This is a genomic window from Mesobacillus subterraneus (assembly GCF_023715485.1).
Classification (GTDB): domain Bacteria; phylum Bacillota; class Bacilli; order Bacillales; family Cytobacillaceae; genus Mesobacillus; species Mesobacillus subterraneus_B.
In genome coordinates, this window is the sequence record NZ_JAMBOF010000025.1 from 20,344 (window position 1) to 44,963 (window position 24,620).

The 24,620-nt window shown below is 34.0% G+C and carries 21 protein-coding genes and 2 pseudogenes; 8 read left to right on the forward strand and 15 right to left on the reverse strand.

Annotated elements, in window-relative coordinates:
* Positions 1-12: 12 nt before the first annotated feature.
* Complete coding sequence (locus tag M3204_RS22175; protein WP_251488183.1) at positions 13-471, reverse strand: CopY/TcrY family copper transport repressor; 459 nt, start codon at positions 469-471, stop codon at positions 13-15.
* A gap of 778 nt (positions 472-1,249) precedes the next feature.
* Here M3204_RS22175 and M3204_RS22180 point away from each other — a divergent pair.
* Positions 1,250-1,459: a YuzF family protein gene (locus tag M3204_RS22180; protein ID WP_041967799.1), complete on the forward strand. Its 210-nt coding sequence runs from the start codon at positions 1,250-1,252 to the stop codon at positions 1,457-1,459.
* A gap of 25 nt (positions 1,460-1,484) precedes the next feature.
* Entirely contained in the window at positions 1,485-2,375 is an 891-nt protein-coding gene (locus M3204_RS22185) for a manganese catalase family protein (protein WP_251488185.1), read from the forward strand.
* An 852-nt stretch (positions 2,376-3,227) separates the two neighbouring features.
* Here the strand turns inward: M3204_RS22185 and M3204_RS22190 are convergent.
* The 5 genes from M3204_RS22190 to M3204_RS22210 form a co-directional block, all read right to left on the reverse strand.
* The gene (locus M3204_RS22190) at positions 3,228-3,818 is read right to left on the reverse strand and encodes a hypothetical protein (protein ID WP_251488189.1); all 591 of its coding nucleotides are present in this window, start codon (positions 3,816-3,818) and stop codon (positions 3,228-3,230) included.
* Between the two features lie 521 nt (positions 3,819-4,339).
* Positions 4,340-5,590 (reverse strand): HEPN/Toprim-associated domain-containing protein, encoded by a 1,251-nt coding sequence (locus M3204_RS22195; protein WP_251488192.1) that lies wholly within the window; start codon positions 5,588-5,590, stop codon positions 4,340-4,342.
* A gap of 52 nt (positions 5,591-5,642) precedes the next feature.
* Positions 5,643-6,899, reverse strand: coding sequence for a hypothetical protein (locus M3204_RS22200; protein WP_251488196.1), 1,257 nt, complete (start codon positions 6,897-6,899; stop codon positions 5,643-5,645).
* Positions 6,900-6,926: 27 nt separating this feature from the next.
* Complete coding sequence (locus tag M3204_RS22205) at positions 6,927-8,477, reverse strand: hypothetical protein (RefSeq protein WP_251488199.1); 1,551 nt, start codon at positions 8,475-8,477, stop codon at positions 6,927-6,929.
* A 29-nt stretch (positions 8,478-8,506) separates the two neighbouring features.
* Entirely contained in the window at positions 8,507-9,040 is a 534-nt protein-coding gene (locus M3204_RS22210; protein ID WP_251488202.1) for a restriction endonuclease, read from the reverse strand.
* Between the two features lie 239 nt (positions 9,041-9,279).
* On the opposite strand from M3204_RS22210, the gene M3204_RS22215 reads away from it, so the two are divergent.
* Complete coding sequence (locus M3204_RS22215) at positions 9,280-9,999, forward strand: hypothetical protein (protein ID WP_251488205.1); 720 nt, start codon at positions 9,280-9,282, stop codon at positions 9,997-9,999.
* 718 nt (positions 10,000-10,717) lie between these two features.
* Here M3204_RS22215 and M3204_RS22220 read toward each other — a convergent pair.
* The gene (locus M3204_RS22220) at positions 10,718-12,211 is read right to left on the reverse strand and encodes a PIN domain-containing protein (protein WP_251488208.1); all 1,494 of its coding nucleotides are present in this window, start codon (positions 12,209-12,211) and stop codon (positions 10,718-10,720) included.
* Positions 12,212-12,787: 576 nt separating this feature from the next.
* On the opposite strand from M3204_RS22220, the gene M3204_RS22225 reads away from it, so the two are divergent.
* Complete coding sequence (locus M3204_RS22225; protein WP_251488211.1) at positions 12,788-13,756, forward strand: hypothetical protein; 969 nt, start codon at positions 12,788-12,790, stop codon at positions 13,754-13,756.
* Positions 13,757-14,189: 433 nt separating this feature from the next.
* Here the strand turns inward: M3204_RS22225 and M3204_RS22230 are convergent, their stop codons facing one another.
* The 3 genes and pseudogenes from M3204_RS22230 to M3204_RS22240 form a co-directional block, all read right to left on the reverse strand.
* Positions 14,190-14,438, reverse strand: coding sequence for a hypothetical protein (locus M3204_RS22230; RefSeq protein WP_251488214.1), 249 nt, complete (start codon positions 14,436-14,438; stop codon positions 14,190-14,192).
* Positions 14,439-14,938: 500 nt separating this feature from the next.
* Positions 14,939-16,531 (reverse strand): annotated as a pseudogene (locus M3204_RS22235) (DUF927 domain-containing protein); the annotation flags it as partial.
* A 195-nt stretch (positions 16,532-16,726) separates the two neighbouring features.
* A pseudogene (locus M3204_RS22240) lies at positions 16,727-17,029 on the reverse strand (excisionase family DNA-binding protein); the annotation flags it as partial.
* Between the two features lie 235 nt (positions 17,030-17,264).
* Between M3204_RS22240 and M3204_RS22245 the strand changes: the two are divergent.
* Together M3204_RS22245 and M3204_RS22250 are read left to right on the forward strand one after the other, a co-directional pair.
* Complete coding sequence (locus tag M3204_RS22245) at positions 17,265-17,756, forward strand: helix-turn-helix domain-containing protein (RefSeq protein ID WP_251488221.1); 492 nt, start codon at positions 17,265-17,267, stop codon at positions 17,754-17,756.
* Positions 17,757-17,764: 8 nt separating this feature from the next.
* A complete protein-coding gene (locus tag M3204_RS22250; protein WP_251488223.1) occupies positions 17,765-18,955 on the forward strand; it encodes a tyrosine-type recombinase/integrase in 1,191 nt (396 codons plus the stop codon).
* Positions 18,956-19,020: 65 nt separating this feature from the next.
* On the opposite strand, the gene M3204_RS22255 is transcribed toward M3204_RS22250, so the two are convergent.
* From M3204_RS22255 to groES, 4 genes are all read right to left on the reverse strand, one after another.
* Positions 19,021-19,218, reverse strand: coding sequence for a DUF2129 domain-containing protein (locus tag M3204_RS22255; RefSeq protein ID WP_251488227.1), 198 nt, complete (start codon positions 19,216-19,218; stop codon positions 19,021-19,023).
* A complete protein-coding gene (locus tag M3204_RS22260) occupies positions 19,193-20,248 on the reverse strand; it encodes a S8 family peptidase (RefSeq protein WP_251488231.1) in 1,056 nt (351 codons plus the stop codon). The genes M3204_RS22255 and M3204_RS22260 overlap by 26 nt, the downstream gene beginning before the upstream one ends.
* A 338-nt stretch (positions 20,249-20,586) precedes the next feature.
* Complete coding sequence (groL, locus tag M3204_RS22265; RefSeq protein ID WP_251488234.1) at positions 20,587-22,215, reverse strand: chaperonin GroEL; 1,629 nt, start codon at positions 22,213-22,215, stop codon at positions 20,587-20,589.
* 60 nt (positions 22,216-22,275) lie between these two features.
* Positions 22,276-22,560 carry a co-chaperone GroES gene (gene groES, locus M3204_RS22270; protein WP_251488249.1) on the reverse strand — a complete coding sequence of 95 codons (285 nt, stop codon included), beginning with the start codon at positions 22,558-22,560 and terminating at the stop codon, positions 22,276-22,278.
* A 413-nt stretch (positions 22,561-22,973) separates the two neighbouring features.
* Here groES and M3204_RS22275 point away from each other — a divergent pair, with 413 nt between their 5' ends.
* Entirely contained in the window at positions 22,974-23,705 is a 732-nt protein-coding gene (locus M3204_RS22275) for a CPBP family intramembrane glutamic endopeptidase (protein WP_251488252.1), read from the forward strand.
* Positions 23,706-23,708: 3 nt separating this feature from the next.
* Positions 23,709-23,909 (forward strand): YdiK family protein, encoded by a 201-nt coding sequence (locus tag M3204_RS22280; RefSeq protein WP_251488255.1) that lies wholly within the window; start codon positions 23,709-23,711, stop codon positions 23,907-23,909.
* 26 nt (positions 23,910-23,935) lie between these two features.
* Here M3204_RS22280 and M3204_RS22285 read toward each other — a convergent pair whose 3' ends face one another.
* Positions 23,936-24,595 carry a redox-sensing transcriptional repressor Rex gene (locus tag M3204_RS22285; protein WP_251488258.1) on the reverse strand — a complete coding sequence of 220 codons (660 nt, stop codon included), beginning with the start codon at positions 24,593-24,595 and terminating at the stop codon, positions 23,936-23,938.
* Between the last annotated feature and the right edge of the window lie 25 nt (positions 24,596-24,620).

The following is a 24,620-nucleotide window of genomic DNA, read 5'->3' on the forward strand; positions in this document are numbered from 1 at the left end:
ATAAACACTCCTTTAATGACAATTCATATTATGATTTTCTTTGCAATGGCACTGGCCTGGAACGCAATTGCAGACAATTACGTCTACAGCATCTTTTTTCTTCGACTTTAAAATTTCCTCGATCATCGCAATATCGTCATGGCTCAGCGTCGCTTCTTTTATCAGATCAGCAATTGTTTTTCCCACCGCCGTATTGCAGATGTGATTAAATAATCCAGCTTTCAGCGATTTTAGGCTTTCTTCCTCAGTGACAGCAGCTGTGTAAATAAACTTGTTCCCTACGGTCTCTGTGTTCAGCGCACCTTTTTTGACGAGGCGGCCAATGAATGTTTTGGTAGTCGCCGGCTTCCAGTCTTTCTTATCCTGCAGCACATTAATGATTTCTTTGCTGGTTGCCTTCGTGCGCGTCCAGACCACTCTCATGACTTCCCATTCAGAATCGGTTATTTCAAACTTTTCTTCATTTGTCATATAACAGCACCTCTATTAAATCGTTTACAGTTGTAATCAATTCATGTTTTTAGTTTACAACCGTAAACGTTGTTTGTCAACACTTTAAAAACCTAATTTTTTAAAATCAACAAAAGGATTTATAATATCAAAGATTCTAACGAGCTTTCATTAATAAAAATGTCCTCCATCCTCATGCCTTATTGAACAAAACAAAAAGGACCCATCCCCAAAGGGATAGATCCGTTAGTATTTCCTATTTCTAAAATCAATGGTATCCGAACTACTCTCCATATCATTTGAGCGGGCATATAGCTCCGTCCTTAAGTAATTGCCTTTTTTATATACAAAAAGGACCCATCCCAAAAGGGACAGATCCTTTTATAAGTGCATTTTGCGGAATTACATCATTCCGCCCGTAAGGTGAGAGTGTGTAATATCTTTAACGATGTGTGCTAAAAATGTTGTATATCAAGGTTTCAGCATATTGTAGTTGTAACATCTTTAACGGATATTTACCATTTTTCATTTGATTGTGTTAGCAAAATGTTAGCATTTCAAACAGACAGTCTGTAATAGACTGTCACATACTCCACAATTCCTAGTCATGCCTAGGTCCATTTTATAAATTTGATTTTGCTAGGTCTAGTTTCGTATTGCCAAGAAAGTGCTATTACCGTTTATTATTTTCAGAATAGTATTTAACAAAAAGAATCAAATTGAACAGTTGTTTGTCAGTCTTTTTTGATATCGAGAATCATATACTCGGTAAGAATGACTTTAATATAGGAGGATATAAATGACAAACAACGACCTGTTAAGCTTCTATGATCCCTATGTTTATCAGACATTAGCAACCATTGTTGGTAATATGGTTACTGTTCAAACCATAAGAGGTAGCGTTCGTGGCTCCTTGAAAAATGTATTGCCAGATCACATTGTTGTCGAATCTAACGGAACTCCCTTTTTTATTCGTACCCAGCAAATTATTTGGGTCTTTCCTGGTTAACAAAAAAAGAAGTGGAGGGGAGATAATGTTTAAAAGAATAAATAAATTGGCAATTGAACTTCCTATACCCGCACACGGCGACATGAATGCTGCAGCAGCAGTACAAGAGCTCCTGGGTGGCAAGTTTGGGGAGATGTCTACCTTAAATAACTATATGTTTCAGTCTTTTAACTTCAGAAATAAAAAAAAGCTAAAGCCATTCTATGAGTTAGTGGCAAGCATTACAGCAGAAGAATTTGGTCATGTAGAACTTGTTTCTAATACGATTAATTTGTTATCGGTAGGTAATACTTTCCCTGGGGATCCGGATATCACTCCACTTCAAAATGGGAAGGATGCAAGAAACACCCACCATTTTATTTCTACAGCTCAAACGGCTATACCAGGTGATTCAATGGGAAGACCTTGGACTGGTGATAATGTTTTTAATAGTGGTAATCTGGTTTTAGATTTAACACATAACTTTTTTCTAGAGATTGGTGCACGTACACATAAAATGAGAGTTTATGAGATGACTGATAACCCAGTTGCTAGAACCATGATTGGGTATTTACTTGTTCGTGGAGGAACACATATCCTCGCCTATGCGAAAGCAATCGAAATTGCTACAGGGGTAGACTTGACGAAAATGCTTCCAGTTCCAAATCTTGATAACTCTAAATTTGATTATGCAAGACCGTTCATAGAAAAAGGCTTAAGCAATGTGCTATTCACATGGAGCGAAACAGAATACAGGGATATCGGAATGATTTGGAAAGGAACAAATCCGGAAAATGGGCAACCGCTTGAAGTGAAAATAGGTACTCCTGAAGGCGGACCGATTCCAGACTTAGAAGAATTACCTGAAGAATTTGCTCCTGGTATTACAAGGGACGATTATGAAATAATCAAAAAACGTTTAATGGCAAAATTATAATGGATTTTTTGCAGGAAAAATATAAGACCAGATTCTGCTTTTGGGGAATCTGGTCTTTCTTCTTTGTTTAGCGGTTTAAACTGCTTTCATTTAAAACTCACTTCCGCTAGGAGCTTATATCATGATTGAACAGCCGTAAAGCTTAATACACTCATATTTTTGTTTCTTGCCATAATCTCTGTCTCAGCAGAGATCCACTTCCTTGGTCATACAGATGACCAAATGACAAAAAATGTCTATCTCCATAAAACGCAAGAAATGAAAAAAGAAGCTTCCCAAAAGTTTTTCAACTAATGAGAAAGCCTCTTTAAATTTGCATTATGTTGCAAATCACTTTCAAACCCCTTATATACCAAGGGATTCAACAGCTATTACATCATTCCGCCCATTTAATAACCTTATCAACACAAAAAAATGCAACTTAATAATGCTGAAAATCCAATGTTTCTTCAAATTTACTTAAATAAAAATCACTGATTCTAATTATTTCCGGACACTAATCGGTCACTAAAAATAGAATGTATCTAGCCTAAAATTACTAATGTATCAACCATTCTGGTAAAGGGATTAAGAACTAAACAAATCCTACTCATGTTGAAGTGCCCAGAAAAAACATAAGCGGTATAATATACCTATTGAATAATAGTTTTCTTGAACTGGTTAATACTTCTTATAAAATATAAAAGGATGATTAAAACTGATATGGGGTATCTAAGGAAGTTTTTTAAAACACTGTCTTAATGTACAGATTTTTTAACTAAAAAAAACGCTCTAGGTTTCAACGGTTTCGCATCAATAATTTTAATTGCAATTGCACTTATTTTTATCGGGGAGTATTTCTTTAATGTCTATTCAAATAGGGATATATTTATCTTCTGATAAAATGTTATCTAATTTTTCCATTAGACAATTGTAATCACAGCAACTTATATCATTAAAATTAAGAATCTTCTTTATTATATTCAACTGTAAAAGAAATCTTTCTGCTAATATTATTTTCTCATTAGTAAATATAGACTTAAAAAACAGTAGATAACTCATTTCTGATATTAACTCTTCTTCACCTTTGATAACATTCCAATATTTTCGATTAGACAAGGTTACGAATACCTCACTAGCTTTTTTATATATAGTCAAATTATTATTGACCTTATATGGTTCTATATGTACTGCTGCGGTAGAAATATAATGAAAATAACATTGTTTATGGTAAGTAATTTGAATAGGATCAAGACACGAGTTAGGTAGTATATTAAGGGAGATAGTAAACGGATGATTCTGGTATGTGGTAAATACAAAAAAATATGGTGCTATTGCAACTTTAGATTCAATCGTAAGAATTCCTGAGGTTTCAATATTCACAAAATCATATCTGTATTGATTATCGAGAATTAGCTTTCCCTTCAGATATTTTTTATGAATATCATTCATACCTATAAACATCTGTTCTCCTCTTTCACTTATGTGATATCTTCAAAAGCCTACTAATAACATAACCCTTTTCATTTACCCCTATACCTGATTACAGCCAAGAGATTCCACCACCCTTGCCATCTTTTTTACCCCTGTTCGCCACGGAATTTACCAGGTTACGCTAACACATTTACCAATGAATAAAAAAGCCCTACAGACTAACATTTAAGGAATCTTGTGAGGCTTTTATTGTTGATAAATCACTTAGAAAGTTAATGAAATAATCCAAGACTATCTTTCCAGATCCTTCATAAATATCCTGCCCAGTCCTGCTATAAGTAACTGGTTCCTCCCCGTTGATTCAAAAAGATAATAAATCATTGTTTAGATTCTCTGCAAATTTAAAACCCTAAATCTTGTGCAAAATTACCGTTTTTTATCTTTTTGTCATCTTCAAAATGCAATTTTGATTACTATGCGGTGTAGAAGTATTTAAAGAAGGACAAAAAATAAGCAAATAAAAGCGACGAGCTATTATATATTCATTACACTTAATCAAATGCCTTAAATATCATATCAAAGATTTTCTCCATTCCTGACCAATCATGTATTTCTAAATTAGGTATTTTACCTTTTTCTATATCATCTAGTAAATCATAATATTTCTTTAGTAAATGTTCCTTATCAACAATTTCTCCTTGATACTGATTCAATGATGAATTGTACCCTTTCCACTGGATAGGCGTAAAATTATTTTGATTATCCATTAAAATATCTGTCCCCAAATATAATTCGATACTACCTGCTAAACCATTGACATTTGTTTTTATAGTTCCGGTGGGTCCTAATGTAGGATAGTGGTTTGCTAAATCTAACTCTGGGTAATGCAAGATTTTTATATTTGAGGGTATCTTAATATTTTTTAGATTTTTTACTGCATCAATTGCAGCAGTGTCGTTATCAAAAAGACCAATAACTTTGTTATTAATACCTGAACCGATAAATCCTTTTAGGTAATTTACAAGTGATGATGCACTACCCGATGCTTTTGGGGTACTAAAATCCATAAAGGAATAATAATCTAAAACATCCGGATACAATACCTTCATCGTTCTTTTGATTATTGCTATGTCCGAAGATCCTTCTGTTATTATAATGGTCTTCTGATTAGCTAAGGAAGATTTAGATAATAAATCTATTGATTCCTGACTAAGCTCATCAGTTTCATCACAATATCCACCATCTATAAGATCAGTATAATCTAAAATAAATTTATCCTGGTCGCTGAATAATTCCAATAGACTTCTAATTACAAACCTTATATCTGATGATTCAAAACCAAAAAATGATTCACCATCAAAATGCTCATTCAAAATATAGGTTTCGATAGGGCTATTGTTCTTTTTATAATTACAAAATTTATCTTTTAATTCATAAATACTGAGCTTATTAAAAATAATCCTTTCCATTGCTTTTAGCCAGCTATCAAATGTATACCCCAAAAGCAATTGATCATCTATTTTTTGTACTTCAAAAACGGGTACATAATACTCATAGTCATTATTCGTTATAAAATCATTATGAGAATTGTTTAAGTTAAATCCCATAATATCTAAACGCAACTTGATATTTTTTACTGAATTAATATATCTATAGGAAACAAATTCTTCATTATCTTCGTCTATCCAGTTTTGTATTTGTTTATCTGATTCCCTAAACAAAGTCATGAGTTCGGGATGTACAAAGCTTTTAGATGAATAAAGCGCAAAGCTATTTACAGACAATGTAGCATAATGCCCCATTTTTTCACAAATACCTCCCTCTAAGAATTTCCGGCTCAAAGATTACCTTAAATTAAACCACCCTATTATCCTCATGTTCTCTAGCAAACCATCTGATTATTTGTTGTGCTAGAATATCTACACATTCAGCAAATTCATATAGTTGGTCAACTGGACATTCCAATCCCTTATGATCATAATTAGTTTTTGCATGGGCAAACATATTTCTCGTCTGACTAATTGCAGAAGCCACTTCTTCTATTGCCTTTTGTTTAACATCTTGGTTACTATCTACTGTAAGTCGATTTGTTACTTTTAAAAATTCGGGAGCAGAGGGAACAATCTCATGAATATCGCAACAAGTTTCAATTGTGAGTTTTATTGCCTGATGGTCTTTTTTATTGTTTCTGTGGTTATCGAATATCTTATTCAATTCTAGAATATATGTAGCATCTGGTGATAGCGCTCTTCGACTAGACAATTTGGTTAGTGTAGTTGCAATAAGATCTTTCTGGATAACACTTTGCGAAACATACTCTATTACTTTTACATAGGTTAGTAATAATATCTCAGCATTTTGGGTGGATAAAGTTGAATTATATAAATCTAATAATTCACTTATCCCCTTACCTCTTAACAAAGGCCTTAATTTTAGAGGAGTTGATGAGATATCAATTTCATCAACTTCCCAAGGATCATAATATGGGCGTGGAGATTTATGAATTTCAACCTTTAATGAAGATTTAATCTCAAACATATAGGCTTGTACAAGGCTATTGATTATATTATGGTTCAAATCACTTTCTGCACGGATTTCAATAAACATATCATCATAATCAACTGGCGGGGTATATTTGTTATATTTATTCTCTATTGTTAAAGCTAGGCCATAACTTGTTATCCCTTCAACAATATTTAACATATATTCTTGGTCATCGATTATTTCAGTAAGAGCAGTAACATGAGGATTTTCATCATTTATTCTTGTCAAAACTTCTCTATGATAACTATCAATTCGTACTAAAGCTATTTTTTTACCGACAAATCCTTCTTCATCTACCCTTATGCAGTTTTTTGCTTCTCTTGCCATTTCAAGGACTTCCTCTAATGTAAATGTACTTTCTTCATAATCCGAAAGTGGTAGATATAAATTAAAGTCAATTTCACTATTAATAATTATATCCTCGTCTTCATCTTCCTCCGTGTAATCATATTCCTCATCAAATACATACCCATGTTCAAAATCATACTCAATCTTGTAATTATTACAAAAAGTCAATAAGTCCCTAATTTCATTTTCTATACTTTCCGGTATAAATTTAACTCCCACTAAAATTTCCCCCTATAGATTCCTCTACTAAAACAAACTTAACTGTTCTGATTTACTTGTTGTCTTGGCATTTTTATTTTTACAGCGCGGACACCACGTTCCGCTTTTAATGTTGTTTGCATTGGCCATCCAAGTATGGCCACTAGAACATTCCCACAATAATCGAGTCCTATTATTTTCATACTCTTTTGAAAGGCACCTACCCCTCCGTTCCTTAGCAATAGAGTGCATTTCTTCTATTTTTAGTCTACGGTTTTTCCCACTTTCTTTTTTAGAACATTTCTCACACCAAGTACCTTGTTTCACCATATCAGGAGCAGCATTCCACTCATGGCCCTTGGCACATCTCCATCTTAATTTATGCTTATTATTAATATAAGCTACCGAAAGACAAACTCCATTTCTCTCTTTAGCGATCTGATCCATTTCCTTTATCGATAGTTTAGGATTTCCGTTACAAGTTGGACACCATTGTCCGTTCTTAACATCATTGGGGCGCATTTCCCAATGGTGTCCATACTCACATTCCCATTCTAACTTTGTTTTATTGTTATGATATCGATTAGAAAGTAATTTTCCATTTCTCACTGTAGCAATATCAGAAAGTTCTTTTATCATGGGTGATTTTCGATAAAACCTTTTAAAGTGAAAATTTTTTACTTCAATATTTGGACTAATACCAAAGTCAATTAGTCTATTATAAATGAAGGTTACTAGTTCAGTATCATCTGTTATTGTATAGGGTATGACAATTAATTTAATTCCTTTTTCATTGCAAAAAAGGCGTTTCTGTTCATCATATTTTTGTCTTTTTAAGAATTGATCATATGTTCTATGAAAAAACTCTATGTATTCATAATGTTGAATCCCATTGTACTCAAAGCCTACATTCAACTCACTATTATAGCCATCTAATTCTAATCCATTTAAAACTTTCTTCGTACTCTTAAATCTTTCCCCAGTAAGTTTTTCCAGAATATATCGACACTTATTTTCATTAAGATAAAAGTGGCAATGTGGGCACCAATGGCCATTTTTTACAACATTTGCTTTCATATCAAATATATGTTCATTTACACATTTCCAAGTTAGTTTGTGGTGAGCATTTACATATTTATCTGATATACAGGTACCACCTTTAATGGCTGCTAATTCTCTCATTTCTTCAATCGTTAACTTCTTTTTTTCTGCACTTCTTAAGACCCCACATTTTGTGCAAAATCCACCTTTAGCAATTGCCGATTGAATTCCTACATAAGATGTTTCAAATATATGGCCCTTATCGCATTTCCATATTAATGGTTTATGATTACTTTGATATCTTTCGGATAAACACTTACCACCATGAGACTCCGCAAGTTTTTGCATATCAAATATTGTCTTCTTTTTATTACCACCACAACTAGGACACCATTGACCGAACTTAACTTTTGCTGGAGTAGCCTCCCATCTATGACCTTCTGCACATTCCCATTTCAGTTTGGTTCGGCTTTTTACATATATTTTTGATAAACACTTTCCTCCACGTGAAAACGCAAGTAATTGCATTTCCTGAATGGTAAGTTTTTTGCTACCCATTGGATTCACCCCATTAAAAATAACTTGACCTACAATACGCCTTTGTTATCCTTTAGCATCCAATCCATCAATTGTTTACGATCAACCAACCTAACTTGATTTGAGCTTGCTAGTTTTCTAGCTTGTTCAGTAAAAAAACTATTGGTAACCACCCAGCACTCATCCGCTTTGTAATGGCTTTTAGCTGATGCTATTTCTTGTACAGCTTTTACTCCAACATTTTTCTTATACCTTTTAGCTTGTACAATAATTTTCATATCTTTTGTTGATAAAATAAGGTCCGCACCATAGTCTCCACTTGCTGGTGTTAATTGCACATAATAGCCTTTTGTTTTTAACAAAGCCTGAAGATATTCTTCAAACTTCCTTCCTGACATCTTATCAACTTCTAAAATACCTGACTTCCTGAGCTTTTGTTCTCTAAGAACATTTACTATTAACGAAATTATTAGGAGACCACCAAAAAATACTATTATCCCTAGTGTTAATAAAGGTTCGGCAGTTAACATAGACCATAGTAAGTCTAACCCCATTTTAAAGCCTTCAAAAAAACCTAAATCCATACCTACCTACTCCTATTACTCTATTATTTATATGATGTCTTTCCCAAGATGCATCTTCCAATACTTTACATAACTCTTTTATCATTATATCAAACTATTCACAGCCTACATTTTATCTTTTACTAAAAAATCCTATGTTGATTATTTTATTAGCGGGATAACTAGTACCTAGATAATTTAAAAATGGATAGTTATAGTAGAATAAAAGGTACTAAAGATATTATTAACGGAGGATAAGTATGGAAAGTGTAAAAGGCTTCTTAAACAGAATTGAGAAGAAAGACTATATCTATTGGATAGCGTTTTTGTTATTTGCGTTAATATTAAGCTGGACCATCAGAATTGATACATCTACGGAATTACTCGATAAAATAACTTTTGCTATGGGATTAAGTTCTTTGTTCTTATCCGTAATAGCTATTTTTTATTCTATAGTTAAAGGAGAGCAATCATCACAGCAGTCAATAATAGTAACTGAAACTCTTCATAAAATTAGTAAAAGCGCAGAAGAAATAAACATTATAAAACAAGATATTAAAGACACTCGGTCTTCCATGGATAGTGGATTTTCAAACTTGATTGAAATTTTATATAAAGTTGAAGATGCACAAACTAATAACAAAACTGACACAAATCCTACACCTGAATTAATGAACTCAATAAAATCAGCTTTATTTTCTGATTTAATAAACGGAAAAGATCATGATATTTATTATGATACACGTTTCAAGTTGATCAATAACTATTTTCCTGAATCTATAGTGCAAAGCTTTGTAAAATCCAGATCCCAGGAACTTGGCCTCAGGATGTTGGGGTTTTATAGAGGAAAAGAAGATATTATTTATGCAGCTTTTGATGGCCCTGTTAATTTTGATTTTGAAAATAAATTTTTTGAAAATCAACCTGAATTGGTCAAAATTCTTAAGTTAACCCAAGTTGAAGAGATTCCTATTGTTTAACATGAGCTTTTACACATAAATAATAAGCCGTCATAGCATACTTGGCGGCTTATGAATATTGGGATTAGGCTTGGAAGCCATTGAAAAAGGGTTCAAGGTCTCTTTCTTAAATATGTGAGAGCTCGTTCAATTGTTACACAGAAGTTAACAAAGGCTCAAAGGCAGCTAAAAAGAATCAAACCTGGTTCATAAAGGCTGTTCACAGCTGAAAGACCAGATTTACCTCTCGCTGATCCATAGTCAGGTACTTAAAGTCATCAACGATCACTAGACCGGACCCAAAGAGTGGAAGTGATTCAATTAAGTAATTCCACTCACAGAATCAAACACATAAGCACAATTTTCGGGGGCGAAAATTGTTCAAAAATACTTGACGGTTATAAGTGGTATATAACCTGTAATTTGCTAGAACATTTCTTGTCATTAGGTGGTAAATAGAATGTCATTGGTGGACTTTTCATTAGACTTAATCTTACTAGGAAACTGATAACTTTTTTTAGAAAATAAAAGAGACTCCCATCTTTCATAGAAGTCTCTGTAAATTACCAACCATCCCTAAGGTCAATAATATTAAACTACAACATCCACCGTTAGACCCTTGATGTTTATCATTCTCTCTTTTACCAAAAAGAAATTGTCCAACTACAAAACCTTCCCAAAAACCAAATTTCACTCTGCTTGCCACCATCGAACTGAATCTACCATTCTTTATACTTATTTAGGGATTAATCTTACTTTTCAATTCTTCATATAGAGTGGGTTCCACGTATAAGTCACTTGTAAGGATGGCTCTTAGTTCATCCTCGGACCATGCAAAGAAGCTCATTAATTCTGGACTAACCTTCATAACTTTAAGCCCTTTATCACGACCGATTTTTTCGAATTTTTCATCATTTGTTATTAAAATCATTACATTATTTCTTTTATATGGTAAGTACGAAGACACAACTAACTCTTCATATGTTGGCTTTGAAAATAGTCCTTTTTTGACCAACTTAGGTTGAGTCTCAACAACATTTGGATTATGCCCAGCATACTTAGGTCCATATTCGAATATCATTTCGTGACGCCTATCATCTTCTTGAGACATTTTATCTTTGATAGAGGAACTTATTAAAATTCTATCTTGATTAATAAATGCACATAAATGATTAAAGAAGCTATCTGTACTTTGATAATCTAATGCAACATACCCATGATTGGTAGTGACGTCTAATAGGAACTTACGATTGTTTTCAACTTCTTCAAGAGCAGAGATGCCGCCTTGGGCTTCTAAATTATACTTCATATTCATAATACCTTCATAAGCTGAGACAAAACTCTCATCATAAGAGTAATCTAATTTAATGTTCTTTTTTTGAAAGCTTGTTTGAAATTGTTTATCAATTCTCAACCAGTTTCCATAATATCCTTCAATATGATTTTTCCCAAACAGCTCTGCTTTAATTTTATTCTTAATATCCTCTTTATTTAAATTTAAAATTTCATGGATTGTCTTTCTATATGTAATCTGATTCGAAAATCTAAAATTCTTATAATATTGTAAGAAGAAATCCATGTCTATCACTTCTTCATGAATATTAGAATCCATTGGTAACCCTGTATCTTTTTTTATAGTTTTGTTAAATTTTTTTTTAAGCATACCATAATCAAGAAGAGCTATTTCTTCTAATTCAGTTGGAATTTGTAATAGTTCATTGAAATCAATTACTTCCATTCCTGTATTTCTCGCAATAATTCTTGCTCCTCTATCATTTGAAAGAAAAGCTACCTTCTTACTATTAATAAAATGTTCTTTGTGATAACTAGCTATAATAACATCATCTGGAGTATCCGGCTGTAGATTGATACTTTTTAGATATGCAAAGTCACTAGACACAAGGTTAAATTTTATCCCTGATAACTGAGCATCCTCGAGTTTTTTTAGGGCATACCTTGCTTTTTTTCCTACCTCATCGTTAGATTGTTTTAACCGATCTAGTTCTTCATAAACTTTTCTACTAATTAAAAGCTTTGAGATATTTTTATATAAGAAAAGTATGATAGGAAAATCTAAGAGTATGTTTGTATCTACACCAACATGGTATTGATCCTCATAAAATGATTTTAGTGCCATTTTATATCTATTTATCTTTTCCAACTCTTCTCTAACCATTGGATTTAACCAAAGCTCTTTCATTTGGATTAGATCCATATCAATTACTTTATTCATGATATCCTCCTTCATGATACGAAAAACAGATTTATAACTTGATATAGAAAATAAATTCACCACCACTCCTATTATTCTCAATGTATTAGAGGCGCTCTAAAATTGGAGGGTTTTGGTAATAATATTATAACATGAATTATTTGATGATTTTAATACACAACCCTAAACAGATTTAGCATTAATAAGTACAAATCTTTAAAATCTCTACTTTTATTAAAGGTTTCTATACATAAACATTATTTAATTAGTATATGTTATTCAATGCAGGAGATATAATCGAAAAAAATGTGTTGAGGAAAGTATCTTTCAGAAAATTTTTTATTAGATAAAAGGACAGTGAAGTTTATTTAGAAAAAGAATTCCAAGGAGCTTAAGGAAAAGTGATTACACACATAATTAAGAATCCAAGTGATTACAGCCATTGAAATGTCACCCGTGACATATTATTTACCACAGAATGACAGACTGTTTACCACTACATGACTGCGTACCAATATCTTGGATATTAAATAATATGTTTTATGGTATATTCATAAAAAAAGGTTGATTATTTAAAATGAATAGGACGATTTTATAATGCAAATAAGAATAAATGAAAAAAATGAGATTCTCCGTTTTCAAGAGGAACACTCATATAATTATTGGCTCTCAGTCTTACTTCGAGATCACAAAGAATTCATTGAAGAGCTTTTCTATGGCAAACCTAGTGATTCTTTTGATAGGATAATGTATTTTTTTGCAAGTGACTCTAATAACAAAGATTTGGAGGATAGGCCCGTTGCTAAAGCGATCTATGAGAAGCTAGGCTGGAATTCAAACTACTATGATGTTATTAATTCTTTTTGGATAACTTTTGCTTGTTCAATAGTTAACACTGGGAGTAAGGACTTTAAGGACCATTATAAATTTACAGATAATCTTCCGAGGTTACCGTATCCAAAATATTCCAAAGGTGAAAATAAGCGAACATACCCCAAAGAATATTTAACAAGAAAAGATAAGCTGAATCAAGATTTTATAAAAATTATAAATGAAAGTAGAGAGATTCAATATATAAATAAATTTGCTTTATTATGCCACAGTGCTGCTAATTTTATGCCTTGCCCTTCAAAATATGAGAAAGGAAAAAAATCTTATAATCAATTAAAAGGTATTTTGGCTGATGTACGAGACTATCTACCATTAATGATTGATAAAATTCAACAGTGTATTGATAGTAATCAGCCTTTAAAATATTTTGTTAATGGGGAAGAAGATGAGGTTTCATTATGTACAATAAAAGAATGGAAAGAATGGTTTGAAGTTAATTATAAAAATTATTTCCTTGAAGATTATTATGTTATAGATTATGAAAAGGGAAGAATTAAGGGGAAACCATTGTTCAAAAACCAAAAATTGTCATATCCAATTCCTAGAAAAAACGAAGAAATAGAAGAGTGTATTAAAAACATTATAACTATTACACAGAGACGAGCAGATTTGATGGCAAAAAGAATAATTTATAGAATAAAGGAATTAGAAGCCGGAGGAGATGTTTGGGTTTAATTTACATATAAGTCCGCTAATCTGATATTCTTAAATGAGATATTATTATTAAATAGAATAATTTTAAAGGAGAAAAAATAAACTCTCTTACTGCATAACACAACGAAACTATTCAATTGAAAATAATTCCATAATTAGTACGATTGTGTAAAACCTACGCCTATTTCCTCGGTAAGAATATGGAGGATTAGGCTTTTTTATTTCAATACCATTGACATACTTCTATTGGTAAATACATTGGCGTAGCCTGGTAAAATCCTTGGCGTAAAGTGGTAAAAAAGATGGCAAAGGTGGTGAAATCTCTTGGCTGTATTCAATCCAAGGACTTTACCATAAGCAAAGTCCCTGCATTTCTTTTGGACTCAATAGACTATGAGGATGCAAAGTACATAGCATTTAATATATTGAACCAATCTATTTCGTTCATACCTGTTTACTTATTTATTAAAGAATAAATAAAACGTTGTCGTCTTTCTCTTTTTTCCGGTGTTGTGATCCATGGGTTTTTCTGCTCAAATAGTAAGATATCTCTTTCTAAAAATATCGCAGTTCTTCCGTTCGATACAAACATTACTGGTTCAGGAAAATCTCTATAGTTTATCCTATCGTGTATACTTTGTCGTGGCATTTTCCATCTTGTAGATAAATCTGATATCGTTAGTAGTTTTGGAAATTCACTCATTGTTTTATCCTCCTTTTCCCGAAGGTTATTCAGCAAGCTGAACGTCCCTTTTTCGTTTACGAAAAAACCCATTGCACTGACTGACAACTGTCAGTGTATAAATGGGCACTCCGTCTTCTTACCGACCTCGTGATCAATTAATTATCAACATTTTCACACCTTCAATTAATTAGAAATAAATCACTTCGTATATTGTTCTTTCATAAAATTAAATCGATGAAATGTTACAAAAGATACAAAACTAAAAAATATACGTAACTCAGATTCCCTTTGATTTATCAACTGTTTGTTCATTATTGGTTACAAAGTTACACATTTTCATAAGATTAATTTTTATATCTTTATAAAAATCTTTTTGATTATGTTTATTAAGACTGTATTTACTTTCATGTAACTTTGTAACCTCTCCTTTTCAAGCTTATGCTAATCAATATATTTACCTGGTTACAAATTCTAATTCTACTTGTAACCATTGTAACCACTTATAAATTAGCTTTTTATTATCTTCCGTATTTATCATCATTAAAATCGAATCCCAATTTCTTCACATAATCCATATTTACTTCAACAACTCGGTAAGTCTGTCCCTCATGTTTAATTGCTTTGTAATCAACCAAAGATCCCTTTTCTAATTTCCCAATGGATAAACCGCGTTTTAACCATTCCCTTCTTATTTGTCTATCTTCTACCGCTAACATGCCCTTAATGTACTTTGGATGTAAATATAGTGTATTGTTTCTATATATAGCATTCATCACATTAGGTTTGTAAGAGCCTGCATAATAAATACTTATTCTATTACTATCTAAATCTGTTAATATTTCTTCAAAAAACTGCATTGGCATGTCAATTGATTTATTTTCGTGCGCTATTTCTTCAAATAAATATAATAGCTCTTCTAAGTTCACATCGATTCCAAGATTAGTTTTTAATATACTACCCGTAAAGTACACCGCTGCATAATAGCCAGCCAACCTATTTAGCACTTCATTTCCTTTTGCTCTATTAATAAAGTGCATTCTAACCTTATGATATTCAGGTATTAATTCTTTTTTTTCTTTCAACCATAGTATTAAAAAATCAATACCGATTGCCCCATAATTATTTCTTACTCCCTCCACTAATTGCATAATATCTGCGTGGTTACTTTTTAATGGTTGGTCTACTAGCGGAATCACCCTGGCTGCTACACCGCCCTGATTTTTAGCATACTCGTTTAATGAAACCTCTCCTGTACTCAATAAAATATTGTTCCAGGTATACTCTTTTTGATTTCCATTCAAACTACCTCTTCCCTTAGACTTCCCTCCCGAAAATTGATAAATAATTATGTTCAATACTTTTTCATCTGCCTTTCTCGTATCATCCATAAGTAATGGAAAGCTATTTAAATAGGCAGCTTTACGTTCTATTGACACCTTAGTCGCATTCCATTCATTTATTAACCCATCATTACCCCAAACGCTAGCTGCTACCTTTAAAGTAGTTGTCTTACCTTGTGACGTAGCACCACTTAAATCAACTATAAATGGTTGAATACCTAAGTCTTTAATAATTACACTTGCAAAGCTAGCCAGTACAAAAAAAACCGCCTTTGGATATTTTTTTATTCGTTCGAACACTTCTAATTTCCAACTATTGCTCGTTCCTTTAATTTCGAATCCATCTTTAAGCTGGTAGTCTCCCTCATCCCCCGCTACGACTTCAATATCATTTCTTAACAAGGGATGAACAAAGTGATTCTTTATCAAACCCAATCTTTCAACCGCAGCATACTGTTCTATTACATTACAGTTTAAAAAGAGATCTAAGTATTCAATTAGCGGTTTAGCATTGTTTTCATTAACTGAAAAGCCTTTTAAGCTTAATTCTAATAATTCTTTCTTAATTGCTATTGTAGATGCCGGTACAATTTCCTTAACTTTTTTATTGCGTTCATTCCATTCAATTTCATACATTACATGTGGTTTTTCAATATTTAGAAATTCCTTTGTAATAGTAGGCACTTTACGAGAAATCATTTTTAAAGTTTCTTCTCTTTTTATCTCTCTTTTGTAAAGTGATCCATTCACAATAACAAATGGTTTAGGGATTTTCATGCCTTCTTCTGAATCAAAATCTTCTTGATTTTTCGTTTCCACTAGTAAAGAATTCAGTTTTTTCTCATCTTGTAAAATAGCAGCCTGCAATAATCACACCTCCAACTGCTTATACTCCATACATTAAAGTGCTAAGCTACTAAATGTAGTTCTTTTCTCAGCAGAAGACCCTTTTTTTTCTCCAGTAGTACTTTCTACTAACTTATTGAAAAATTTTATATCTCTATTAGTTGTAGTCATCATAGCGGTCATATTATCTAAAAAATCATCTATTTCATCTCTTTTGAATAGATATTTACTTCCTACCCTGTAATAGGGAAGGCCGCTTTTTATTAACCTCTCCTCAATAATTGGTTTGCTAATATTTAAATATGAGGATAACTCATTATAGGTAAGAAAATACTTTTGTTTTACTATCTCATCTACTCGATCACTAATTGCCTTTTCAACTAACATTTTAATAGTGTTTTCATCAACTTTAATATCTAACATTCCACCTTACCCTCCCAATTAGTAATTCATGGTTTACATATTTTTTAAAAAATAAAAGGTGTAAACCTTATTCATTCTTCGATTAGAGTATTGTATACAATTTAAATATGCCCATCCTCCTCCTTTTTGTTAACCATGATTTACAAATATCTGAAACTAATGTACAATGAACTTGGCTTCTTTGTCAACCATGATGTACAATAAGGGTATCGATTCTTATGAAAAGGGGGATAAAATGAATTACCTTGGTGATTTTTTAAAGGATTTACGCGGAAATCTTTCCTTAAGAGAGGTTCAAGAAGGAACAGGTATAAGCCATACTTACTTAAGTACATTAGAAAAAGGTTATGATCCCAGAACAAAAAAACAAAGAAAGCCGAATCCAGAAGTTCTACAAAAACTTGCAAGATTTTATAAGGTTAGTTATTCCGACCTGATGTTTTTAGCAGGTTATTTAGAAAATGAAGATAAGCCTTCAGATGAATCCTTCCAGGAAAAAGCAGAGAAAATAAAAGAATATAGCTTCACTTTAAAAGAATTAGATGAACAAAGAGCACAACTAAAATCTTTAAAGAACATCAAATCTTCTAGTCCCATTTCAAATAAGGATCATATTGACTTACATTTACTTATTGAATCAGATATAGATTTATTTTACAAAGACAGAGTACTCTCTATACAAGATAAAGAAAAAATTAAAACATTACTAAAAACTTTTTTTGAATAGGTGAAGGAATGGCTCGAATATACAAGAAAAAAAATAAAAAAGGGATTAGCTGGGGATATCGAGTTTATGTAGGTACCGATCCTATAACAGGGAAAGATATACGGAAAAGTAAAGAAGGGTTCTCTACACAAAAAGATGCAAAACTTGCTGCAGCTTTATTTGAAAGGCAGATACACCAGAACGAATATATCCAACCTTCAAAAATGCTGTTTGAAGAGGTTTGTAATGACTGGGAAAGGCATTATAGCCAAGATGCAAAAGAGAGCAGCTTAAGAGCAAGACGTATTGCATTAAAACATATAATTAAGGAGTATGGGCAAATCCCCATCCAAAAGATCACTAAGAAATCATATCAAGATACAATCGATAAACTTTCAAATCAATTTAGTTCTAATTATATTTCAAGTATCCATACGTCAGCAAACATGGTCTTTGAATACGCATCTTCCCTTAAATTGATTAGTGAAATACCTACCAAAGAAATCAAATTACCCAAGAAAAAAATAAATGTTTCTGACCTCGAAAAAGGGGATTCATTATTCGATAAGTTTCTTGAAAAAGAAGAGCTAGAAGAATTTCTTACGGTAACAAAGAATGATGGCCTAGAAGGTGACTTATTAGCTTTTACAATGTTAGCATATACAGGGTTAAGGATAGGTGAAATGATTGCTTTAAAATGGTCTGATATCGATTTCGAAAATCATACATTAAGGGTTATTAAAACATACTACAACCCAACTAACAACAAATCAAAATTCAAATTACTTACACCTAAAACTCTAGGTTCAATTCGGACCATAACAATCGACATTTTAGTGGTAAACTTGCTCGAAAAACATAAAAAAGAACAAGCAAAGATTATGAAAGATAAAAAGCATTTTTATAATGACAATGGTTTTATTTTTGCCAATAATGAAGGATACCCAAAGACTATTAAACATCTATCAATCAGAATGCAGCGAATTCTAAAGAAAACAACAATTAATAAGCAAGTGACGCCCCATTCATTTAGACACACACACACATCCTTACTGATTGAAGCAAATGTCCATATTAAGGAAATACAAGAAAGGCTGGGACATAGTGACATTAATACTACTATGGATATTTATGCCCATATGACAAAAAACATAAAGAAAGAGGCTTCTAATAGGTTTTGTAATCTAATGAAAGACCTCTCATTACATCTTATTGACTAATCTGCAAAATATCCTCTTTAAAATAGGGGGAAATAAAAATCCCCACTCCTTTTTGGAGGGGGGTGCTACACAGCTAATAATGTTCCATTCCTACTCTCGGTTACCCTAAGGACAAAGGGTAACTCTTTTACATTTTCGATATTTTTCTCTTCTAATAAAATAAATACTACTTTTACCATTTTGTCCACATAAGTTATTTGCCCAAAATCCTCCAATAAATATACTTTGCCTAAATCATTAACCTTTACCTTCATTTTTTTCATGTTTTATTACCTCCAATAATTTTGGAAGGTTAACCTTTCCGTAACCTTGTTTTATAGTAGGCTCGTCAATTAAATTATCACAGCTTTGTATTATATATTGTTTCACATTTGCACTAGGTTTAAACATATTATATGTAGCACCTAAAATTCCTGTTACAACTGGGGCCGCAAAAGAAGTTCCAAAATATGGGGTAGTACGTCCTAAAAAAGATTGTACTCCATGACCAGGTGCGACTAAATCAGGTTTATTAGAATTTATATGACCTACAGAACTGAACGATGCCACTTTTATTCCTTTTTGATCTAATGCACCAACTGAAATAGCACCTTCGGCACATGCTGGGCAATGCGCTGTACTATTTTCTTTGTTCCCCATTGCAGCTATAATAATATATCCAAGTTCAGTCATTGCATTTATTTTTTCTGCTAAATCACAATCTCCTTGGCACTTAGCATCCATTCCAAGAGATAGATTAATCACCTTAACATCAGGAAGTTCCCTAATCCAATCTAACGCTCTAAAAACATCTTCTTCATCTACAAAATCGTCCTCTATACAAACCTTACCGGAATAAATCATTGCTGCGGGTATTATTTGTTTTATTAACGTTATGACAAGGCTACCATGACCACAAGTGTCATAGTAATTCGAGTAAGATGTAAAGTTCTTGGCCATTTCAACTTCTCCACAACTCTCAATATCATGTCCTGAATCAAGTACAGCTATTTTACTCCCTAAACCGTAAATACCTCTTTCACGCAGGCTACTAAGATCAATATTAGGAGAAGGAATTGCTTTCATTAAGTTAGACTTATTAGTTTTAGGAATATCTAACAACTTACCTATTCTTGTCTTTTTTACAGACCTAACAAAAGCAAACTGAGCAAAATTCATCTCTTGTTGTGTTTCAACAATGATTAAATCGCGCAAAACCTTATCTACATGACGAACGATTATATTGTTACGTAATAAAATGCTTTGAATTTCACGCGTGAATTTATTATTTAGTCTTAGATTAAACTTATACATACTTTTATATCTCCTAGGATTACTTTATATATTCTAGAAGTTACTCTTGCTGTCTTTGCTATATTCTACATCAATATTACTTTTCCTGCACTAATTTTAATTTTTATGATTTTTTCTATGTACCTGACACCAAAGAAGTGAGAAATAGATAAAAATGGTTTTATGTGGAGAAATACAAAGCTTAAGATAGACATAAAAAAAGAGGCCTTTCTTAAGTTTCAGTAACTTATGAAAGGTCTCTTTCCAGTTATTATGATAATTATATCGGTCACTTTTCTGGACACTCAAAAGAGCATCAGGGCCTATAAACCTTTATAAATAAAGGTTATTAGCATTTATTACATCATTCCACCCATGCCGCCCATACCGCTCATGTCAGGCATACCTGAACCAGCTGGTTCTGGTAGGTCAGCAACTACTGCTTCAGTAGTCAAGAACATAGCAGATACGGATGCTGCGTTTTGAAGTGCAGAACGAGTAACTTTAGTTGGGTCAACGATACCAGCTTCGATCATGTTTACCCACTGGCCTGTAGCAGCGTTGAAGCCTGTGCCGACTTCTTCGCGCTTTAGGCGCTCAACGATTACAGAGCCTTCAAGGCCTGCGTTGTGAGCGATCTGGCGAACTGGTTCTTCCATTGCACGAAGGACGATGTTCACACCTGTTGCTTCGTCGCCTTCAGCCTGGATTTCAGATACTTTGTTGTATACGTTTAGAAGTGCAACTCCACCACCGGATACGATACCTTCTTCAACTGCAGCGCGAGTTGAGTTCAATGCATCTTCAATGCGAAGCTTGCGTTCTTTCAATTCAGTTTCAGTAGCAGCACCAACTTTGATGACTGCAACGCCGCCAGCTAGCTTAGCAAGGCGCTCTTGTAATTTTTCACGGTCAAATTCAGAAGTTGTTTCTTCCATTTGAACGCGGATCTGGTTCACACGGCCAGCGATTTGAGCGCTGTCTCCAGCACCTTCAACGATCGTCGTGTTCTCTTTAGTAACAACAACTTTAGAAGCGCGTCCTAAAGATGTGATTGTAGCAGATTTAAGGTCACGGCCAAGCTCTTCAGTGATTACTTCACCGCCAGTTAATGCAGCGATGTCTTCAAGCATAGCTTTACGGCGGTCACCGAAGCCAGGAGCCTTAACAGCCACTGCATTGAATGTTCCGCGAAGCTTGTTGACTACTAATGTAGCAAGAGCTTCACCTTCAACATCTTCAGCAATCATCAATAATGGCTTGCCTTGCTGGACAACTTGCTCAAGTACAGGAAGGATTTCCTGGATGCTTGCAATCTTCTTATCAGTAATCAGGATATATGGATTTTCAAGAATTGCTTCCATTTTGTCAGAATCAGTTACCATGTATGGAGATGCATATCCGCGGTCGAACTGCATACCTTCTACAACGTCCAATTCTGTTGTGAAGCCTTTAGATTCTTCGATTGTGATAACGCCGTCGTTGCCAACGCGCTCCATCGCTTCAGCAATCAATTGGCCAACTTCTTCGTCAGCAGCAGAAATAGATGCTACCTGAGCGATTGATGCTTTGCCTTCAATTGGCTTAGAGATCGCTTTTAATTCTTCAACGGCTGTTACAACAGCCTTTTCCATACCTTTGCGGATACCCATTGGGTTAGCACCGGCAGTTACGTTCTTTAGACCTTCACGGATCATTGCTTGAGCAAGAACAGTTGCAGTAGTTGTTCCGTCACCAGCAACATCGTTTGTCTTGCTTGCTACTTCAGCAACAAGCTTAGCACCCATGTTTTCAAATGCATCTTCAAGCTCGATTTCTTTTGCGATTGTCACACCATCGTTTGTGATTAGTGGAGAACCGAATTTCTTCTCAAGTACCACGTTGCGTCCTTTTGGTCCAAGAGTAACTTTTACTGCGTTTGCAAGAGCGTCAACTCCGCGAAGCATCGAACGGCGTGCTTCTTCACTGAACTTAATGTCTTTTGCCATCGTAAAAAAACCTCCTCGAATTTTAACTATTTTATAACGTTCCGTTTAAGATCGCAGTGATTATTCCACTACTGCTAGAATGTCGTTTTCACGCAAGATCAGGTACTCAGTTCCCTGGTACTTCACTTCTGTACCTGCGTATTTTGAGAAGATAATACGGTCGCCAACTGTAAGTTCTAGAGCAACGCGCTCTCCGTTGTCAAGGACACGGCCAGTTCCAACAGCTACGACTTTACCTTCTTGAGGTTTTTCTTTCGCTGTGTCGGGTAAAACGATACCGCTTGCAGTTTTTTCTTCAGACTCAACAAGCTCGATAATAATGCGATCACCTAATGGCTTGATCAAGTGAATCAACCTCCTCAAATTATATGTAATTAGTTTTTTATTAGCACTCTCCTCAATCGAGTGCTAACACAATTTATATATTAATGAATCTGGATTTTTTTTGCAAGCATGAAGTCCAAATTTTTTTATAAAAATGCTTCTTTAATTCTGGCCACCAATATAGTGACATTAACCGGCATTTCTCGTAAAAAACCTCTCTGCTTCGACAGCAGATTTCTATTAGGGCCAGGCTAAAAAAAGCCACCTTAAAGAGTATGCTGCATACGCGGAATCTTAACCACTAATTTTTACCCAAGCAGCCTCCGATTTGAACTTTTAAGATGTTTACTAGTAAAATGGATAGATAGCATTCATTAATCATTGTGACGCATATTCATAAAATAGAGCCTATCTGATCAAAGGAGATTATCATATTGAAGAAGGAATACTGGTACGTCATTATTGCCTATATTGCCATGCAGCTTTCTAGCCTGATCGGCATTCCGCTCGTAGCCTTCATTGGGGCAGCAATGGGGAAAAGCCTGAAGGAAATGGAAACACTCTCGATTCCATACTGGCTTGTGATCAGCTTCACTCTAACACTTCTGATCGTTCTGCTGATATTAAGGAAGGAGTCCAAATTGCAGGCTGATTTGCGCGGTGCGGCAACCCCGGCAAGCTCAGCTGCCTGGGCAGCAGCCGGTGTATTTCTTGCCTTGATGGCTCAATCCGTTGCTGCAAGCATTGAAAATATGCTCGGAATTGAAATGGGCTCTGAAAATACACAGGAAATAATTAAACTGATTGAAAATTTCCCGATTGTCATCCTTGTCAGCTCGATCATCGGGCCAATTTTAGAAGAAATCGTCTTCAGGAAAATCATTTTCGGCAGTCTGCATAAAAAGATGAACTTCTTTTTTGCGGCATTGATTAGTTCCGTAATTTTTGCGCTGGCGCACTTTGAACCTGAGCATGTGATTCTTTACTCCGCTATGGGCTTTACCTTTGCTTTCCTATATGTGAAAACGAAGCGGATCATCGTGCCGATTATTGCACATGTTACGATGAATACAATGGTTGTCCTGCTTCAATCCGTATTCAGGGAAGACATTGAGAGAATGATAAAAGAAGCAGAAAAAATTCAAAGCTTTATTGGGGAATTTTAAGTTATGAAGCAATCGCCTATATTTTCAGGCATTGTCTACATCTTGCTAGGCAGCTTATTCACCTATTTCGCCATCCAGAATGTAAACGAGTCAGGCTGGGGATTTTTCTCCTATCTGCTCGTTGCGCTTGCCACATTTGACTTTGGTTCTGGTATCCGAATGATCTTGTTCCATTTCAAACTAAAACAAATTCAAAAAAAATAGTCCCTTCATTAAGAAGGGGCTATTTCTTATGCTTCTTCCGTTTCAGTATCAGTTGGATAATGCTTCAGGAAATAAATCAATGACTGTAGCTCTACAGACAGGTCAATATGGTGAATCCTGATGGAATTTGGCACATTCAATCGTGCAGGTGTAAAATTAAGGATTCCTTTAATATTCGCCTGAACCAATCTGTCGGTGATAGGCTGTGCTACCGCAGATGGTACGGTAAGGATCGCCACCTGGATTCCTTCCTCAACGACCTTTTTGTCCAGCTCATCCATGTGATACACAGGCACGTCACCCATTACTGTACCTACTTTTCCCGCATCAACATCAAAAGCAATCTCGATTTTTGTATTATTATTTTTCGAGAAATTATAATTCAAAAAAGCCGTGCCGAGATTTCCGACGCCAATCAGCGCCACTTTTGTCAGCTCATCCTGATCCAATGTCTTCCGGAAAAATGTCAGCAGATAATTCACATTGTAGCCATACCCCTTTTTCCCCAAGGCCCCAAAGTAAGAAAAATCCCTTCTAATTGTCGCAGAATCAACTTTTACCGCTTCACTTAACTCTGCAGATGACACTCTTTGCTTTCCTGAAGAATGCAGGTTCAATAAAAATCGGTAATACAGCGGCAAGCGTTTTGCGGTTGCCTGCGGAATCTTCATAGTTTCGTTCGTCATTCTCCATCCTCCACCCTGTCCAAAT